This window comes from Paracoccus sp. FO-3 (assembly GCF_006386455.1).
GTDB lineage: Bacteria > Pseudomonadota > Alphaproteobacteria > Rhodobacterales > Rhodobacteraceae > Paracoccus > Paracoccus versutus.
The window spans coordinates 33152-49919 of record NZ_VCBQ01000015.1 but is presented as its reverse complement, the minus strand read 5'-3'; the positions used below and the strand labels follow the sequence as shown (position 1 = coordinate 49919).

The following is a 16768-nucleotide window of genomic DNA, read 5'->3' as shown; positions in this document are numbered from 1 at the left end:
TTAGATCTCGACTTCTTGCGCCAGTCCCTTTTCCTTTGCGATTTCAAGGACTTTCTGCGCAACCGCCAGATCCTGCAGCCCGACGCCGGTGCCGTCGAACAGCGTCACCTCGGCGTCGCCGCGTCCCGGATGGTCGCCCGCGACCACGGCGCCGAGTTCGCCGATCTGATCCTCGCGGATCAGGCCCGATGCGATGGCATGCTGGCATTCGCCGATGCTGACCGACTGCGCGACCTCGTCGGTGAAGATCCGGGCGCGCGCGACCAGCGCCGGGTCCAGCTCCTGCTTGCCTTTCGTATCGGTGCCCATGGCGGCGATATGCGTTGGGCCCTTCACATGCTGGTCCATCAGCAGGGGCGAGAATGACGAGGTGATCGAGATGATCACGTCGGCATCAGCGCCCAGCCGGTCCAGCTCGACCGCCTCGAAGGGCAGGCCCAGTTCGGCGGCGGTATCGGCAAGGCGCGACAGCATCTCGGGATGCGGGTTCCAGCCGATGACCTTCTCGAACGGATGCACGGCAGCCGCCGCCCGCATCTGGAAGGCGGACTGGTGGCCGGCGCCGATCATGCCCAGCACCTTGGCCCCCTTGGGCGCCAGATACTTGATCGACACCGCCGAGGCCGCCGCGGTGCGCAGCGCCGTCAGCAGGTTGCCGCCCACCGCGGCAGTCGCCCGGCCGGTGTCCGGGTCGAACAGGAAGACGGTGGACTGGTGGTTGATCAGGTTGTGCTTCTGGTTGTTCGGCCAGTAGCCACCGGCCTTCAGCCCCAGCACCAGCGCCGAGGCGTCGAAGCCGCCCTTGAAGCCGTAAAGCGCATCCTCGTGGCCGATGGCCTCGCGCACCACCGGGAAGTTATAGGCCTTGCGACGGGCCATCGAGGCGAAGATCGCCTCGATGGCCTCGAAGGCCGCTTCGGGGGTCATCAGACCCGCGATTTCCTTTTCGGCGACGACGAGCATCAGTAGCCCTTTCCGCGCGCCGAAACCGGCCAGACCGTCTCGACCTTGCCGTTCCGAACGCCGACATACCAGTCGTGGACGTTGCAGGTCGGGTCGCAATGGCCGGGCACCAGCCGCAGCTTGTCGTTGACTTTCAGCACGCCGTCCTTGTCCTCGACCACGCCATGCTCGTCGCTGCACTTGATGTATTTCACGTCGTCGCGGCCATAGACGAAGGGCAGGCCGCTATCGACCGACTGCGCCTTGAGCCCGGCATCGACCACCGCCAGGTGCGGCTTGGCATGGCTCATGACCGAGGTCAGGATGAACAGCGCGTTCTCCCATTCGCCCTGGTCGATGCGCTTGCCCTCGGCATCGTGGATGCGGCCGTAATCGGCATCCATGAAGGCGTAGCTGCCGCATTGCAATTCGTTGTAAACGCCCGAATTGCTTTCGAAATAATAGGAACCCGTGCCGCCGCCCGAGACGAATTCGGGGGGCAAGCCCTCGGCTTCCAGCGCGGCGACGGCTTCCTTGACCTGGGCGATGGCGGCGTCCAGCTTGGCCTTGCGGTCCTCGTAGCTGTCCATGTGCTGCATGGCGCCCTGATAGGCCTGGATGCCCCTGAAGACCAGGTTCGGGGCGGCGGCGGCGGCCTTGGCGATCTCGACCACGGCTTCCTTGGTGGTCACGCCGCAGCGCCCGGCGCCGCAGTCGATTTCCACGAAGATGCCCAGTTCGGTGCCGTGCTTTTGCGCCGCCGCCGACAGGTCGGCGATGTTGGACACGTCGTCGACGCAGACCGTCACCGTCGCGCCGGTCTTGGGCAGCCGGGCCAGCCGGTCGATCTTGGCCGGCTCGCGCACCTCGTTCGTGACCAGCACGTCCCCGATGCCGCCGCGGGCAAAGACCTCGGCCTCGCTGACCTTCTGGCAGCAGACGCCGACCGAGCCGCCCAGCGACTCCTGCAGCTTCTGCACGTCCACCGACTTGTGCATCTTGCCGTGGCTGCGGTGGCGCATGCCATGCGCCTTGGCATAGTCGCCCATCTTCCTGATGTTGCGCTCCAGCGCGTCCAGGTCGAGGATCAGGCAGGGCGTCTGGATCTCGGCCTCGTCCATGCCCGGCAGGGCGGGGATGTCATAGCCGACCTCGTAGCCGGCGAAATCCGTTTTCGCGTTCATGGGGCTCTCCTCAATTCGGGTTCAGTTCCAGGGCAGCTTGTCGAGATCGACATTGCCGCCGGTGACAATGACGCCGACGCGCTTGCCGGCAAAGGCATCCGGGTTCTTCAGGATGGTGGCCAGCGGCACGGCGCTGGAGGGCTCCATCACGATGCGCAGGTGCTTCCAGATCAGCTTCATCGCGTCCACGATCTCGGCGTCCGAGGCGGTATAGATCTCGTGGACGTGGTTCTTGACGAAATGCCAGGTCAGATCCTTGAGCGGCACCAGCAGGCCGTCGGCGACGGTCTTGGGCGCGTCGTCGGCGATGATGTAGCCGGCCTTGAAGCTGCGATAGGCGTCGTCGGCCTGCTCGGGCTCGGCCGCGATCACCTTCACCTCGGGCGCCAGCGTCGACAGCGTCAGGCAGGTGCCCGAGATCATGCCGCCGCCGCCGATGGGGGCCACCAGGGCGTCGAGCCCGTCGGTCTGCTCCATGAGCTCCTTGGCGCAGGTGCCCTGGCCCGCGATCACCCGCGGGTCGTTATAGGGGTGGACGAAATCGCCGCCGGTCTCGGCCTGCACCTTGGCGAAGGTCTCTTCCCGCGACGAGGTCGAGGGCTCGCATTCGGTGATCTTGCCGCCATAGCGGCGCACCGTGTCCTTCTTGGCCTGCGGCGCGGTGCGCGGCATGACCACGTTGCAGGGGATGCCCCGCAGCATCGCGGCGTAGCTCAGGCACGAGGCATGGTTGCCCGAGCTATGCGTGGCGACGCCCCTGGCCGCCTGCGCCTCGTCAAGGCCAAAGACCGCATTGGTGGCGCCGCGGACCTTGAAGGCCCCCGGCTCCTGGAAGTTTTCGCATTTGAAGAACAGCTGCGCGCCGGCAAGCTCGTTCAGATAGTCCGACGTGCGGATCGGCGTGCGGCGGATATGCGGCTTGATCCGCTCATGCGCGGCCAGCATGTCCTCGTAGGTCGGGATATACATCTCGCTGTCCTTCATCACGCGGCTTTCTTCTGCGCGGCGGCGGTGGTCTGGCGGTAATGTTCCTGCGCGGCAGCGACGCCCGAGCCCAGCTTGATCGGCAGGCCGAGGTCGGCCATCACCATCTCGGCCGTGGCGATGCCGGACAGCGCCATGGCGTCGGTCAGGCTGCCCAGGTGGCCGATGCGGAACACCTTGCCGGCGACCTGGCCCAGGCCGGTGCCGAAGGCCATGTCATAGGTCTCCAGCGCATGGCTGACGATCAGGTTGGCGTCGAAGCCCTCGGGGACGCGGATGGCGCTGACGCTGTCGGAATAAAGCTCGGGGCGGGCGGCGCAGAGCTTCAGCCCCCAGGCCTCGACCGCGGCGCGCACGCCGCCGGCGATGCGGTGGTGGCGGGCAAAGACGTTCTCCAGCCCCTCGGCCAGGATGCGCTCGCAGCTGGCGTTCAGCCCGTTGATCAGGCCGACCGGCGGCGTGTAGGGATAGCCGTTGCGGGCATAGCCGGTCGCCATGTCGCGGATGTCGAAGAAGGTGCGCGGCAGGCGCGCGCTTTCGACCGCCGCCATGGCCTTGGGCGAGAAGCCGACGATGGCCAGCCCCGGCGGCAGCATGAAGCCTTTTTGCGAGCCGGTGACGGCGATGTCGACGCCCCATTCGTCCATGCGGAAATCCATCGAGCCGATCGAGGAAACGCCGTCGACGAACAGCATGGCCGGGTGCTTGGCGGCGTCCAGCGCGCGGCGGACGGCGGCGATGTCGGATTTCACCCCGGTCGCGGTCTCGTTATGCGTGGCCAGCACGACGCGGATCTCGTGGCCCTTGTCGGCGGCCAGGATCTCTTCGAAACGGTCGGCGGGGATGCCCTCGCCCCAGGGGGTCTCGACGAAGGTCACGTCCAGCCCGTGGCGCTGGCACATGTCGATCCAGCGGTGGCTGAACATGCCGTTGCGGGCCGCCAGCACCTTGTCGCCGGGCGACAGCGTGTTGGTGATCGCGGTTTCCCAGCCGCCGGTGCCGGTCGAGGGGAACAGGAACACCTGCGCCTGCGTGGTCTTGAGGACTTTCTTCACCCCCTCCAGCGCCGGATGCAGCATCCGGCCGAACACCGGCGAGCGGTGGTCGATGGTGGGCATGTCCACGGCCTTGCGCATCTCCTCGGGGATGTTGGTGGGGCCGGGGATGAAGATCGGGTTCTGACTGGTCATGGCAATTCCTCCTGCGCTTGTGGACCAAGCTACGTTTTGCTGTCCATTGATGCAATTTTTCTGAAAAATATTTCGCAATCGCGGAAAAATGGCCTAAAGTGACGTGGAATCAGCCGGTTGGTCTTTTCCAAAGCCAAGCCGTGATTTTCAAGAAAATGAAAAAGTTGTCGAAAGGAAAAATTGAATGTCGGTTCAGATCCGCAAAAGGGGCCGTCCCAGGGGCCGCGCCGGCGGCCTGGGCGCCGAGGATTCGGGCGGCATCCGGGCGCTGGACCGGGCGCTCGACATCCTCGACCTGATCGCGGTCTCCAGCGGGCTGACGCTGACCGAGATCGCGCAGCGCCTGGAGATGGCGCCCTCGACCGTGCATCGGGTGCTGGTGACGCTGGCGGCGCGCGGCGTGGCGGAAAGCGACAGCCAGACCCAGGCCTGGCATGTCGGGCCGACGGCCTTTCGCCACGGCTCGGCCTTCATGCGCCGCTCGGGCCTGGTCGAGCGGGCGCGGCCGCTGCTGCGCCGGCTGATGGAGGTGACGGGCGAGACGGCGAACCTGGGCATCCTGAACGGCGATGCCGTGCTGTTCCTGAGCCAGGCCGAGACGCATGAGACGATCCGCGCCTTCTTTCCGCCCGGCACGCGCTCGGCGCTGCATGCCTCGGGGATCGGCAAGGCGCTTCTGGCCCATGCCCGGCCGGCGGACCTGAAGCGGATGATCCGCGAGATGCGGCTGGAGCGGTTCACCGAGATGACGCTGACCGACCCCCAGGCGCTCCTGGACGATCTGGCCCGCATCCGCGCCCGCGGCTATGCCCTGGACAACGAAGAGCGCACGCCCGGCATGCGTTGCATCGCCGCGCCGATCTTCGACTTGGCCGGCGAGGCGGCGGCGGGGATCTCGGTCTCGGGGCCGAGCCTGCGCATGTCGGACGCGCGGCTCGAGGCCATGTCCGAGGCGGTGATCGAGGCCGCGCGCGAGCTTTCCCTGGGCATGGCGCCGCATGCGGGGGTGGGCGAGGGGCGCTGATTCGTCTAATTGCGCCCGGACCGGACCTTTGCTTTCCGGGCGGATGCGGGGATTTCCCGGCCATTTGTGCATTAAGCGTCGATTCACGTTCAGTTCACGCCGCCCGGCCTAGCTTCGACGCAACCTGTGACCGCGTCCGCCTGCCGGGTCCGAAGGATCCGGCGCGTGTCCTGCAAGGAGCTTCGGCATGGAAGATTTCGTTTCCCGATCCGGTCCCGGATTCGATGGGATGCAGCAATTGCACCCCCGGCCGGGTTGGGAAACGGAGGCGGCGGCGGATCCTGCGGAAGCCGCGGACATGCCCGGCCCCGCCAGCCGGCTTTACGGCGCCTGCAGCGTCGAGACCTATCGCGCCGCCGGTGCGCTGCATGCCGCCCATCGCGATGCGGGCGGGTTTCTGGATGCGGTGGACCGCTTCGCCACGCCGGATTTCTGGCGCCGGGACGCGGCGGTGAAGTCCTGGATCTACGACCGGCAGGCGATGGAACATGCGCCGGGCCGGGACATGGATTCGGTGCGGGTGTTCTATCACGCCGGCCATGGCCGGATGGGCGACGACGGGGTGTTCCACCTGCCGATGGGGGCGCTCTGGACCGGGACGGACGCCTGCCTGACCGCCGAACGGATGCGGCTTGGCACCGACGGCCTGCGCTATCTGTTCTGGTCCACCAGCCAGTCGCTGCGCGTCGGGCGAGGCTTCAGCCCGCTTTACAGTTGGGCGCGGGCCAATGCCGGGCTGCGGATGCTGTTCGGCTTCGATTCGATCTGCTGGGATTCCGGCCGCTATGGCGCGAATTTCTGGCGCCACTGGCAGATGGGCAAGCCCTTTGCCCAGGCCTGGCTGGACGGGGCCTGGGACGTGGCCCCCGACCAAAGCCCGGTCGCCTGCGCCTGCGCGCCCGACCGCGATGCGGCGCTGGCCATGCTGTTCGGCGAGCGGCGCTTTGCGGCGCAGCGCGTCGCGGCGCAATGCTGGGCCTGGCGCTGGCACGCGCCCCAGGCGCTTTACCAGCGCGAGGCGGCGCTGACCGAGCCCCCGGCCGAGTTCGGCGCCGTGCGGCTGGTCCCGGTGTCCGAGGATCGCGCCCTGGCCCGCTCGGTGCTGTCGCGGCTGGGGCTGGACCCGGCGCTGGCCGCCCTCGATGCGCAGGGCGCGCTTTCGGTGGGCCAGGGGGCGCTGCGCTTTCAGCGCCGGCCGGACGGGCACATCCTGCTGGAGCTGGAGCCCGCCGCGCCGGGTCGCGGCCTGCGCGAGATGCCGCCACGCCGCGCCCTGGTCAGCCGCGCCCGGTCCGTGCTGCGGTCATACGGCTTTCTGCCGGCGGGGATCGAGCTGGTCTTCGACCGCGTCTCGCTGGCGCTTTCGGCGACGGCCAGCCTGCGCCGGCTGGACGAGCCCCCGGCGGAAAGCCTGGACGAGATCATCGTGCAATTCCGCCAGGCGATCGACGGCATCCCGGTGCTGACCCCGGATGCCGGGACGCTGCGGCTGGCGATGCGGCCGGACGGCACCGTGCTGCGCATCGAATCGACCCTGCGCCGGGTGGCCGAGCGGATGCCGGTGCGCGCCCATCGCCACGGCCTGCCCGACGACCCGCCGCCGCCCGTGCGGCCCGAGGGCCTGCCCGAGCCCGAGCCGCAGTCGATCACCCGCATCCTGGCGCAGCATTCGGCGCGGCTGATGCGCGACCTGGCCGCGCGCGGCGCGGCGCCGCTGAGCCTGCGCACCCTGCCGGGCACCACGGAAATAGGATACGGAATCCGCAGCAACACCGCCCGTCTCGTCGCCCGCCAGGGCATCGAGATCGAATGCGTGCGCGGCTTTCGCAAGCGTTACTGGATCCAGTCTGACCTGGGTGACTGACGATCCGGTAGCCCGGAGGCGGAGGCAGCCGCCTCCGGGCACTTGACTGGCCGCACACTCTTGGCGAGGACTGTCCGAGAGAGGGAGCATGGCGGAATACACCCGCGCCGAGATCGTCCGGCGCATCGCGACGATGGGCCGTCTGCACCTGGCCGGGTCCGACCTGGCCGGGCTGGACCTGTCGGGCATGACGCTGGTGGGTGCCGACCTGTCCTATGCCGACCTGACCGAGGCCGACCTGACCGACGCGCAGCTGTCGGATGCAAGCCTGTGGTCGGCCCGCGCGCCGCGGGCGCGGTTTCGCAACGCCAACCTGTCGCGGGCCAGCCTGGGGCTGGCGGACCTGTCCGATGCCGACCTGCGCGGTGCGGTGCTGGAGCGCGCCGACCTGACCGGCGCGCGGCTGGACCGGGCGGACCTGACGGCCGCGCGGCTGCGCGGCGCCTGGCTCGACAGCATGCAGCGGGCGATGGCGACGGGCGCGCCGCCGCTGCGCTATCCGCCGCGGCACCGGCCCATGACCTGCGTGCTGCACGAGGACCACATCTCGGGCCCCGTGGCCCTGCGCTGCGGCGACCGGCTGGAGGTGCATCTGAACAGCCTGTCCGAGGCCGCGGCCCGCGACCCCCGCCTGGCCCGGCTGCAGGGCGCACCGATCCTTGCCGGCCCCGAACTGCCCCGGCTGGATGCCGGCCCGCCCCTTGTCCTGGCCTTTGTCGCCGTCGCCCCCGGCCGCGCCCGGCTGGTGCTGGAGCCGGGCCGGGGCGGGGCGCCCATCGTGCTGGAGGTGCTGGTCTCGCCCTGACCGCGGCGGCCTCAAAGCCCCGAGCGGGTGATCCCCATCAGCCGGGCCATGCGCAGCGGCGCGACCGGATAATCCGGTTCGGCCATCAGCTCGAGCGAGAAATCCGGCTCGATCCGGCGCAGGTGGCGCAGGGCGTCGGCGGCGCCGGCCACGTCGCCGCGATGATAGCGCAGCGCCGCCAGGAAACGCAGCGAGGGCCGGTTGTCCGGGGCGAAGGCAAAGGCGGCCGCGGCCGAGTTCTCGGCATCGCCCAGCCGGCCCAGCCGCAGCTGCACCACGGCGCGGCGCATCAGCCACGAGGCCGGGCCCAGCTCGGCCAGGGCGCCGCGGGCGCCGCGCTCGGTCGCCTCCAGCGCCTCGAGGTCGCGGCCGACATCGGTCAGCGCCTGGGACAGCGCATGGCAGGCCAGCTCGTTGTCGGGATCGTTGCGGCAGGCGGCCTGCGCCAGCTCCAGCGCCCCTACCGCATCCCGCCGCCACGAGGCGGAAAGCGAGGCCACCGCCAGCACCGAGGGGTTGGCGGGCGCCAGGTCGCGCGCCTGCCGCGCAAAGGCCTCGGCCTCGTCCGAGCAGCGCGCCGGATCCTCGGTCAGCCGCTCGCTGATCAGCGTGTTGCGCAGATAGGAGCGCAGCGCCAGCGCCACGCCGCTCTGCCGTTCCCGCGGCATCGCGGCAAGGATGCGGTCGGCCGATTCCAGCCGGTCGCGGGAATAGCTGAACACGTCCCAGACCGGGAAGGTCAGCCCCTGCGCCGGCGGCGCGGTCCGCCGCGCCCGGTCAAGCAGCGCCACCGCGATCTGCGCCACCGCATGGCGCATGGTCGCGGTCTCGTCGGCGGCGCGGATGGTGAAGCGCCGCGTCCAGCCGCGCGCGCCGGTGGCCAGGTCGCGCATCACCACCATCAGCGAGCAGTCGGTCCCCGCCGCATAGCAGATGGCGCCGATCTGGATGCCGGCCTGCGGCGCCCCGGCCGAGTGCCGGTCGGCCAGCACCGCCGGGATCATCTCGCAGGCGCGGGCGGCGGCCTCGTTCAGGATCATCTCGCCGATGACATGGGCGCGGGCGTCGTTGCTTTCGACCGGCTGCAAGGCCACGACGTAATCGCCGGGGGCGGGCTCGCCCGCGCACCAGGGCTCGGGCAGGGGCGGGGGCGGCAGGGGCCGTTGCAGGATGCTGGGACCGTCGCAATCCGGCGTCAGCCGCAGGCGCATGTCGCGCAACCAGGTCTCGAACTCGGGGTCGGGCACGTCGATGTCGGCGGCGAACTCGATCGGCGCGCCGCCGGCGTCATAGACCGGGGTCAGGTCGATGCGCAGCCGCTCGGCGTCCAGCCCCACCCAGCCCACGCCGGTCAGCAGGATGCCCTTTTCGGCACCCAGCGCGGCGCGCAGCTCGCGCAGCATCTGCCGCAGGCTGTCGGAACCGCGCTGCCGGCCCCGCTCGCTCCACAGCAGGTCTTGCAGCCGGGCGCGGCTGAGCCGCAGGTCCGGCGCCGTGCCCAGCAATGCCAGCGCGCCACGAGCCTTCTGGCTGCGGGGGGTGAGATCCGCCCCGCCGGCGCCGCGCAGGCGCACGGATCCCATCAGACTCAGCGTGGCAGGCATTTGATTCGCCGCATGGCTTCGTTATGGTCGCATATTGATCTTAATGCCCGGCGGCGGGGGCCGACAACAGCCGCCGCGCCGGATCGCGGCAGGGGCGCCGGGGCCAAATCCGCGCCCGGTCGCAGCGGGCACATTGCCTGCGCGGCCCGCCTGCGCTATCGGGGCGTCAAAGCAAAGGGGATCCCGAAGATGACCGAGCAGCGCAAGAGCGGCCTGTCCTATGCCGAGGCCGGAGTGGATATCGACGCGGGCAATGCGCTGGTCGAGCGGATCAAGCCCGCCGCCGCCGCCACCCGCCGCCCCGGCGTGATGGAAGGGCTGGGCGGTTTCGGCGCGCTCTTCGACCCGCGCGCGGCCGGCTATGACGACCCGGTTCTGGTGGCCGCGACCGACGGCGTCGGCACCAAGCTGCGCATCGGCATCGACACGGGCGAGCTTGACGGGCTGGGCATCGACCTGGTGGCGATGTGCGTGAACGACCTGGTCTGCCAGGGTGCCGAGCCGCTGTTCTTCCTGGATTATTTCGCCACCGGCAAGCTGTCGGTCGATGAGGCGGCGCGGGTCATCAACGGCATCGCCGAGGGCTGCCGCCGGTCCGGCTGCGCGCTGATCGGCGGCGAGACGGCCGAGATGCCGGGCATGTATGCGCGCGGCGATTTCGACCTCGCGGGCTTCGCCGTCGGCGCGATGGAGCGGGGCACGGCCCTGCCGGCGGGCGTCGCGGATGGCGACGTGCTGCTGGGCCTCGCCTCGGACGGGGTGCATTCCAACGGCTTCTCGCTGGTGCGCCGGGTGGCCGACCACGCCGGGCTCGACTGGTCGGCGCCCGCGCCCTTTGCCGCGGGCACGCTGGGCCAGGCGCTGCTGGTGCCGACGCGGCTCTACGTGCGCCCGCTTCTGGCGGCGATCCGCGCCGGTGGCGTGCATGCGGCGGCCCATATCACCGGCGGCGGCATCACCGAGAACCTGCCGCGCGTCCTGCCCCAGGGCCTCGGGGCCGAGGTGGACCTCGACAGCTTCAGCCTGCCGCCGGTCTTCGACTGGCTGGCCGGGGCCGGCGACATCGCTGATGCCGAGATGCTCAAGACCTTCAACTGCGGCATCGGCATGATCCTGGCCGTGGCCGCCGAGCGTGCCGCCGAACTCGAGGCGCTGCTGAAGGCGCAGGGCGAAACGGTGGTCCGCCTGGGCCATGTCCGCCCCGGCGCGGGCGTGCGCTACTCCGGCCGGCTGCGGTGAAACGCGTCGCCATCCTGATCTCGGGCGGCGGCTCGAACATGGTCCAGCTGGTCGAATCGATGACCGGCAGCCACCCGGCCCGCCCGGTGATCGTCGGCTCGAACGACCCGCAGGCGGCGGGGCTGGCCAGGGCGCAGGCCCTGGGCGTGCCGAGCTTCGCGGTGGACCACCGCGCCTATCCCGGCGACCGCGCCGGTTTCGAGGCGGCGCTGCTGGAACCGCTGCTGGCGGCGGAACCGGACATCCTCTGCCTGGCCGGCTTCATGCGCATCCTGACCCCGGATTTCGTGCAGCGCTTCCAGGGCCGGATGCTGAACATCCACCCCTCGCTCCTGCCGAAATATCCCGGCCTGCACACCCATGGCCGCGCCATCGAGGCCGGCGATGCCGAGGCCGGGGCCACCGTCCACCTGGTCACGCCCGAACTCGACGCCGGCCCGATCCTCGGCCAGGCGCGGGTGCCGGTCCTGCCCGGCGACACGGCCGAGACGCTGGCCGCCCGCGTCCTGGTCCAGGAACACCGGCTCTACCCCGCGGTGCTGCGTCGCTTCGCCCAGGGCGACCGGACGCCGATCACCCTCACCGCAGCGTGAGAAAAGGCGCAGACCCGCACCTTTCTCCGTTTTCCAAATACCCTGGGGGTGCGGGGGCAAAGCCCCCGTGACGTCCTCCCATCACTTCTCCGGCACCAGCCCCCGTGGCGCAAAGCGCAGCACCAGCAGCAGCACCACCCCCAGCGCGATGAAGCGCATATGCGGCGCGCTGCCCAGCAGGTGGTCGCGCAATGCGCCCGCGGGCAGCGGCCCGGTGACCAGCCGCATCAGCTCGGGGCCCCAGACCTCGGCCTTGATCCACAGGAACCAGACCAGGATCGCCCCCAGCGCCGCGCCCCAGTTGTTGCCCGAGCCGCCGACGATCACCATCACCCAGATCAGGAAGGTATAGCGCAGCGGATTGAAGCTGTTGGGCGACAAAAGCCCGTCCAGCGTGACCATCATCGCGCCGGCCAGGCCGATCACTGCGCTGCCGATGACGAAGATCTGCAGATGCCGGCGGGTCACGTCCTTGCCCATGGCCTCGGCGGCGGTCTCGTTGTCGCGGATCGCGCGCATCATCCGGCCCCAGGGCGATTTCAGCGCCAGTTCCGCCAGCAGGATCAGCGCCAGCAGCACCGCCCCGAACAGGCCCGCGTAAAGCAGCTTGACCCAGACGCCCGAGGCGACGGCCGGGCTCATCCCCCATTCGGCGGCGCGGGCCACGAAATCGGCATTGCCCTGCAGGTCCAGCTCATAGGGCACCGGGCGCGGGATGCCCGAGACGTTCTTGACCCCGCGCGACAGCCATTCCTCGTTGCGCATCACCGCGACGATGATCTCGCCGATGCCCAGCGTGGCGATGGCCAGGTAGTCCGAGCGCAGCCCCAGCGCCACCTTGCCGACGCCCCAGGCGGCCGCGGCGGCAAACAGCGCCCCCACCGGCCAGGACAGCAGCACCGGCCAGCCCAGCCCGCCGATATTGCCGGCGCGGGCGGAATTGTTCGCCTCGATCGCCATCACCGCCGGATCGAACAGCCAGCGATAGGCCACGAAGCCCGCCACCAGCACCGCGACCAGCGCCGGGACGCGCCAGGCCCCGGAGATGCGCCGCCAAACCTGCGCCGCCAGCACCAGCGTGCCGAGCCCAACCAGAAGCGCCAGGATCAGCCGCGGCCCGCCGGCGGCCCAGGCGCCCTGCACCGGCGCGGTCGAGACCAGCACCGGCGCCAGCCCGCCAAGCGCCAGGAAGCCCACGACGCCGGCGTTGAACAGCCCGGCATAGCCCCATTGCATGTTGACGCCCAGGGCCATGACGGCCGAGATCAGCCCCATGTTCAGGATGGCCAGCGCCGTGTTCCAGCTGCCCGAGAACAGCGCGTTGCGAAAGCTGCCCTCGGCCAGGAACAGCGCGGCCAGGATCAGGAACAGCACCGGCGCGCGCCAGGGGCTGACCGCTTCGGCTTGACGTGTATTCGACATGGATAAACGCCCTCCTCAGACGGATTTGCCGCGGAACAGGCCGGTCGGCCGGAACAGCAGGACCACGATCAGGATCACGAAGCTGACCGCGAACTTGTATTCGGTGGACAGAAGCTGCAGCAGCCCCTGGGGCTCGAATCCCAGGTAGGTCGCGATCTTGCGCCAGGGATAGGTCACGGCCACCTCGGAGAAGGCGACGATGAAGCCGCCCGCCACCGCGCCCAGCGGATTGCCGAGGCCGCCGACGATGGCGGCGGCAAAGATCGGCAGCAGGATCTGGAAATAGTTGAAGACCTTGAAGGACTTGTCCAGCCCGTAAAGCGTGCCCGCCGTCACCGCCAGCGCGGTGGCGATCAGCCAGGTCAGGCGCACCACCCGCTCGGGGTCGATGCCCGACAGCAGCGCCAGGTCCTCGTTGTCGGAATAGGCCCGCATCGCCTTGCCGGCGCGCGAGCGGTTCAGGAAGCGGAACAGCGCCCAGCAGGCCAGCGCCGTCACCACCAGCGTCAGCGCCTGGCTGACGCGCAGCGACAGCCCCTCGGACAGCCCGGTCCAGGCGCGGAACTGCTGCACGCTGACCAGGAAGCGCGCGCCGTCGTCGAAGCGGATCTCGTCGACGCCGATGATCAGCCGCGTCAGCCCGTTCATGATGAACATGACCCCGACCGAGGCCATGACCAGGATGATCGGGGCCGAGCGCTTGCTGCGATAGAAGCGATAGACCACGCGGTCGGTGCCCAGGATGAAGACCGCGGTCAGCGCGATGCCGAAGGGCAGGGCCAGCAGCGCCGTGGGCAGCGGGCCCAGGCCGATGCCGATGGCCTGCAGCCCCCAGGTGATCAGGATCACCAGCGCGGCGCCGAAGGCCATGGTGTCGCCATGGGCGAAGTTGGAAAAGCGTAGGATGCCGTAGATCAGCGTCACCCCCAGCGCCCCAAGCGCCAGCTGCGCGCCATAGGAGGCGGCGGGGATCACCACGAAGTTCAGGATGGCCACGAGGGCGTTCAGCATGTCCATCTTCAGCCCCCCAGGAAGGTGCGGCGGACCTCGGGATCGGCCAGCAACGCCTGCCCGCTGTCGGTGTAACGGTTGGCGCCCTGCACCAGCACATAGCCGATGTCGGCGATCTCCAGCGCCTGGCGGGCGTTCTGTTCCACCATCAGGATCGAGATGCCGGTGCGGGCGACCTCGATGATGCGGTCGAACAGCTCGTCCATGACGATGGGGCTGACGCCAGCGGTCGGCTCGTCCAGCATCAGCAGGCTGGGCCGGGTCATCAGCGCCCGGCCGACGGCGACCTGCTGGCGCTGGCCGCCCGACAATTCGCCGGCGTTCTGCCTGCGCTTGTCGGCCACCGCCGGGAACAGCTCATAGACCTGGGCCATGGTGTCGCGGTAATCGTCCTCGCGGATGAAGGCGCCCATCTCCAGGTTTTCCTCGACCGTCATGGTCGGGAAGATGTTGTGGGTCTGCGGCACGAAGCCCATGCCCTTGCGCACCCGCTCCTGCGGGGTCAGCCGGGTGATGTCCTCGCCGGCCAGCGCGACCTTGCCCTCGCGCAGGGCCAGCATGCCGAAGACGGCCTTCATCGCCGTCGACTTGCCGGCGCCGTTCGGGCCGACGATCACGGCGATCTGGCCACGTTCGACCGTCAGGGTGCAGCCGTTCAGGATGTCGGCCTTGCCATAGCCGCCGCGCATGTCGGTGGCGGAAAGATAGGGCTCTGCCATCACAGCTCTCCCGCTGGCTTGCCGTCGCCGCCGCGGCCGGCCTCGGCCCCCAGGCCGGGCTGGGCGCCGTGGCTTTCGCCGAAGGCGGCTTCCTCGGCCACCTCGGCCGCGACCTTGTTCTTCAGGCCGGTGCCCAGATAGGCCTCGATCACCGCCTCGTTCTTCATGATGCTGTCGGCAGAGCCCTGGGCCAGAACCTTGCCCGCCGCCATGACGATCACCGGGTCGCAAAGCCGGCCGATGAAATCCATGTCATGCTCGATCACGCAGAAGGTATAGCCGCGCTCCTTGTTCAGCCGCACGATGGCATCGCCGATGGTACCCAGCAGCGTGCGGTTCACCCCGGCGCCGACCTCGTCCAGAAAGACGATCTTCGCATCCACCATCATGGTGCGGCCCAGTTCCAGCAGCTTCTTCTGCCCGCCGGACAGGTTGCCGGCCTTTTCGTCGGCGACATGGGAAATGGTCAGGAACTCAAGCACTTCGTCGGCCTTCTTGCGAAGCGCGCGCTCCTCCTCGCGGATGCGGCCGCGGCGGAGCCAGGTGTTCAGCAGCGTCTCGCCGCATTGCCCGCCGGGCACCATCATCAGGTTCTCGCGCACCGTCATCGAGGAAAACTCGTGCGCCAGCTGGAAGGTGCGCAACAGCCCCTTGTGGAACAGCTCGTGCGGCGGCAGGCCGGTGATGTCCTCGCCGGCCATGGTCACGCGGCCGGCCGTCGGTTTCAGAACGCCGGCGATGACGTTGAAAAGCGTGGATTTCCCGGCGCCGTTCGGGCCGATCAATCCGGTGATCGAGCCCGTCTCGATCGTCAGGCTGGCACCATCGACGGCGCGGAAGCCTCCGAAATGCTTGTGCAGGTCGTGGACCTGGATCATAGTGCTCCCCAGCTTCATGCGTTGCATGAAGAATTTCCCTTACGGGATTGTTCTTGATTGTGAAAAGGGCCCGGAGACCGGACCCTTTCCGCGACCTGCGGGCCTTAGCGATAGCCTATGACGTTCAGCTTGCCGCCCTTGAAATCGACCTCGCGATAGACGCCGGCGCTTTCGCCCGGCTCGATCAGCTCGACCGAGGTGGCGCCGACATAGTCGATGTCCTGGCCCGCCGCGAGCAGCTCCAGCCCCTTGGCCAGCTCGCCCGGATAGATCTTTTCGCCGGGCTCGTTGGCGACTTCCATCACCTTGTCCTTGTAGACCGTGGGGTCCGAGGACTTGGCGGCCTGCATGGCCAGCAGCATCAGCGCGGCGGCGTCGTAGGATTCGCCGGCATAGGCCGAGGTACCGTCGAAGCCGGCTTCCTTGGCGAGCGCGTCGAACTTGTCATGCCCCTCGCCCTCGGCCGAGGGGTTCTGGCCGAACGAGTTTTCCAGCTGGGTGCCGAACTTCTCGACCAGCACGTTGTTGACCATGCCGTCGGGCAGCACGAAGACCTCGAAGGCGCCGGTGTCGAGCGAGCCCTGGATGACGCCCGAGCCGCCCTGGTCGGCATAGCCCGCCACGACCAGCGCATCGCCGCCCGCGGCCGCAAGCGCCGCGACCTCGGCCGAATAGTCGGCCTTGCCGTCGTCATGGGCCGAAACCACGGTGACGGTGCCGCCCTTGGCCTTGTAGGCGTCGGCGAAGCTGTCGGCCAGGCCCTTGCCGTAGTCGTTGTTGGTATAGGTCACCGCGACGCTGTTGATGCCGCGTTCCAGCACGATGTCGGCCATGACTTCGCCCTGGCGCGCGTCCGAGGGCGAGGTGCGGAAGAAGAAGCCCTTGTCGTCGATGGTCGAAAGCGCGGGCGAGGTCGCCGAGGGCGAGATCATCACCACGCCCTGCGGCACGCCGACCTGTTCGAGCGAGGCGATGGTTTCGCCCGAACACATGCCGCCCATGACGCCCTTGACGCCTTCGGCGGTCACCAGCCGGGTGACGGCGGCAACCGAGGCGGCCGCGTCGATGCAGGTGTTGTCCGCGACCACCGGGGTCACGGTCGAGCCGTCCAGCAGCTTGCCGCTGTCCGAGACCTCCTTCATCGCCAGTTCCGCGCCTTTCTGCATTGCCGGCGAGATCGATTCCAAGGGGCCGGTCAGGCCCAGCGAAATGCCCATCTTGATTTCCTCGGCGCCGGCGGCACCGGCAAGCAAGGCTCCGGCGGCGCTGGCCAGAAGAAGCTTTTTCATCAGTCGTCTCCCTGAGTGGA

General features: G+C 69.2%; 15 protein-coding genes. 5 read left to right on the top strand and 10 right to left on the bottom strand.

The genetic code is table 11. From position 1 onward, the window contains the following. Genes bhcD through bhcA form a run of 4 tightly spaced genes read right to left on the bottom strand, consistent with a single transcriptional unit; the run spans nucleotide 1 to nucleotide 4300 of the window. Complete coding sequence (gene bhcD / locus FE811_RS06265; protein WP_116221022.1) at nucleotides 1-963, bottom strand: iminosuccinate reductase BhcD; 963 nt, start codon at nucleotides 961-963, stop codon at nucleotides 1-3. After that, on the bottom strand, nucleotides 963-2126 hold the full coding sequence (bhcC, locus tag FE811_RS06260; RefSeq protein WP_116221021.1) for a 3-hydroxy-D-aspartate aldolase BhcC: 1164 nt from the start codon (nucleotides 2124-2126) through the stop codon (nucleotides 963-965). Before bhcC ends, bhcD begins: the two co-directional genes overlap by 1 nt. Nucleotides 2127-2147: 21 nt before the next feature. Then, on the bottom strand, nucleotides 2148-3110 hold the full coding sequence (bhcB, locus tag FE811_RS06255) for a beta-hydroxyaspartate dehydratase BhcB (RefSeq protein WP_116221695.1): 963 nt from the start codon (nucleotides 3108-3110) through the stop codon (nucleotides 2148-2150). Continuing rightward, entirely contained in the window at nucleotides 3110-4300 is a 1191-nt protein-coding gene (bhcA, locus tag FE811_RS06250) for an L-aspartate--glyoxylate aminotransferase BhcA (RefSeq protein WP_036753911.1), read from the bottom strand. Before bhcA ends, bhcB begins: the two co-directional genes overlap by 1 nt. Nucleotides 4301-4484: 184 nt before the next feature. Here bhcA and bhcR point away from each other — a divergent pair, with 184 nt between their 5' ends. The 3 genes from bhcR to FE811_RS06235 all read left to right on the top strand — a co-directional run bounded on the left by bhcR (nucleotide 4485) and on the right by FE811_RS06235 (nucleotide 7993). Next, on the top strand, nucleotides 4485-5324 hold the full coding sequence (bhcR, locus tag FE811_RS06245; RefSeq protein WP_116221020.1) for an HTH-type transcriptional regulator BhcR: 840 nt from the start codon (nucleotides 4485-4487) through the stop codon (nucleotides 5322-5324). Nucleotides 5325-5622: 298 nt separating this feature from the next. Further along, the gene (locus FE811_RS06240) at nucleotides 5623-7188 is read left to right on the top strand and encodes a DUF6345 domain-containing protein (RefSeq protein WP_181180830.1); all 1566 of its coding nucleotides are present in this window, start codon (nucleotides 5623-5625) and stop codon (nucleotides 7186-7188) included. Nucleotides 7189-7276: 88 nt separating this feature from the next. Next, on the top strand, nucleotides 7277-7993 hold the full coding sequence (locus FE811_RS06235; protein ID WP_036753920.1) for a pentapeptide repeat-containing protein: 717 nt from the start codon (nucleotides 7277-7279) through the stop codon (nucleotides 7991-7993). Between the two features lie 11 nt (nucleotides 7994-8004). Here the strand turns inward: FE811_RS06235 and FE811_RS06230 are convergent, their stop codons facing one another. Further along, nucleotides 8005-9576 carry an SARP family transcriptional regulator gene (locus FE811_RS06230; RefSeq protein ID WP_240540446.1) on the bottom strand — a complete coding sequence of 524 codons (1572 nt, stop codon included), beginning with the start codon at nucleotides 9574-9576 and terminating at the stop codon, nucleotides 8005-8007. Between the two features lie 210 nt (nucleotides 9577-9786). On the opposite strand from FE811_RS06230, the gene purM reads away from it, so the two are divergent. Together purM and purN are read left to right on the top strand one after the other, a co-directional pair. Continuing rightward, the gene (gene purM / locus FE811_RS06225) at nucleotides 9787-10836 is read left to right on the top strand and encodes a phosphoribosylformylglycinamidine cyclo-ligase (RefSeq protein WP_116221019.1); all 1050 of its coding nucleotides are present in this window, start codon (nucleotides 9787-9789) and stop codon (nucleotides 10834-10836) included. Further along, entirely contained in the window at nucleotides 10833-11429 is a 597-nt protein-coding gene (purN, locus tag FE811_RS06220) for a phosphoribosylglycinamide formyltransferase (RefSeq protein WP_036753929.1), read from the top strand. Before purM ends, purN begins: the two co-directional genes overlap by 4 nt. A gap of 81 nt (nucleotides 11430-11510) precedes the next feature. On the opposite strand, the gene FE811_RS06215 is transcribed toward purN, so the two are convergent. The 5 genes from FE811_RS06215 to FE811_RS06195 form a co-directional block, all read right to left on the bottom strand. After that, the gene (locus FE811_RS06215; protein ID WP_072460703.1) at nucleotides 11511-12851 is read right to left on the bottom strand and encodes a branched-chain amino acid ABC transporter permease; all 1341 of its coding nucleotides are present in this window, start codon (nucleotides 12849-12851) and stop codon (nucleotides 11511-11513) included. Nucleotides 12852-12866: 15 nt separating this feature from the next. Next, a complete protein-coding gene (locus FE811_RS06210) occupies nucleotides 12867-13868 on the bottom strand; it encodes a branched-chain amino acid ABC transporter permease (protein ID WP_036753934.1) in 1002 nt (333 codons plus the stop codon). Nucleotides 13869-13870: 2 nt separating this feature from the next. Then, nucleotides 13871-14581, bottom strand: coding sequence for an ABC transporter ATP-binding protein (locus tag FE811_RS06205; RefSeq protein WP_036753937.1), 711 nt, complete (start codon nucleotides 14579-14581; stop codon nucleotides 13871-13873). Then, nucleotides 14581-15459 carry an ABC transporter ATP-binding protein gene (locus FE811_RS06200; RefSeq protein ID WP_036753939.1) on the bottom strand — a complete coding sequence of 293 codons (879 nt, stop codon included), beginning with the start codon at nucleotides 15457-15459 and terminating at the stop codon, nucleotides 14581-14583. Before FE811_RS06200 ends, FE811_RS06205 begins: the two co-directional genes overlap by 1 nt. 104 nt (nucleotides 15460-15563) lie before the next feature. Further along, nucleotides 15564-16748: an ABC transporter substrate-binding protein gene (locus FE811_RS06195; protein ID WP_036753941.1), complete on the bottom strand. Its 1185-nt coding sequence runs from the start codon at nucleotides 16746-16748 to the stop codon at nucleotides 15564-15566. Nucleotides 16749-16768: the final 20 nt, after the last annotated feature.

Excerpts from the sequence above, each read along its gene's own strand:
- bhcD (WP_116221022.1), bottom strand. The coding sequence starts at position 963 with ATGCTCGTCGTCGCCGAAAAGGAAATCGCGGGTCTGATGACCCCCGAA.
- bhcC (WP_116221021.1), bottom strand. The coding sequence starts at position 2,126 with ATGAACGCGAAAACGGATTTCGCCGGCTACGAGGTCGGCTATGACATC.
- bhcB (WP_116221695.1), bottom strand. The coding sequence starts at position 3,110 with ATGAAGGACAGCGAGATGTATATCCCGACCTACGAGGACATGCTGGCC.
- bhcA (WP_036753911.1), bottom strand. The coding sequence starts at position 4,300 with ATGACCAGTCAGAACCCGATCTTCATCCCCGGCCCCACCAACATCCCC.
- bhcR (WP_116221020.1), top strand. The coding sequence starts at position 4,485 with ATGTCGGTTCAGATCCGCAAAAGGGGCCGTCCCAGGGGCCGCGCCGGC.
- FE811_RS06240 (WP_181180830.1), top strand. The coding sequence starts at position 5,623 with ATGCCCGGCCCCGCCAGCCGGCTTTACGGCGCCTGCAGCGTCGAGACC.
- FE811_RS06235 (WP_036753920.1), top strand. The coding sequence starts at position 7,277 with ATGGCGGAATACACCCGCGCCGAGATCGTCCGGCGCATCGCGACGATG.
- FE811_RS06230 (WP_240540446.1), bottom strand. The coding sequence starts at position 9,576 with ATGGGATCCGTGCGCCTGCGCGGCGCCGGCGGGGCGGATCTCACCCCC.
- purM (WP_116221019.1), top strand. The coding sequence starts at position 9,787 with ATGACCGAGCAGCGCAAGAGCGGCCTGTCCTATGCCGAGGCCGGAGTG.
- FE811_RS06215 (WP_072460703.1), bottom strand. The coding sequence starts at position 12,851 with ATGTCGAATACACGTCAAGCCGAAGCGGTCAGCCCCTGGCGCGCGCCG.
- FE811_RS06210 (WP_036753934.1), bottom strand. The coding sequence starts at position 13,868 with ATGGACATGCTGAACGCCCTCGTGGCCATCCTGAACTTCGTGGTGATC.
- FE811_RS06205 (WP_036753937.1), bottom strand. The coding sequence starts at position 14,581 with ATGGCAGAGCCCTATCTTTCCGCCACCGACATGCGCGGCGGCTATGGC.
- FE811_RS06200 (WP_036753939.1), bottom strand. The coding sequence starts at position 15,459 with ATGATCCAGGTCCACGACCTGCACAAGCATTTCGGAGGCTTCCGCGCC.
- FE811_RS06195 (WP_036753941.1), bottom strand. The coding sequence starts at position 16,748 with ATGAAAAAGCTTCTTCTGGCCAGCGCCGCCGGAGCCTTGCTTGCCGGT.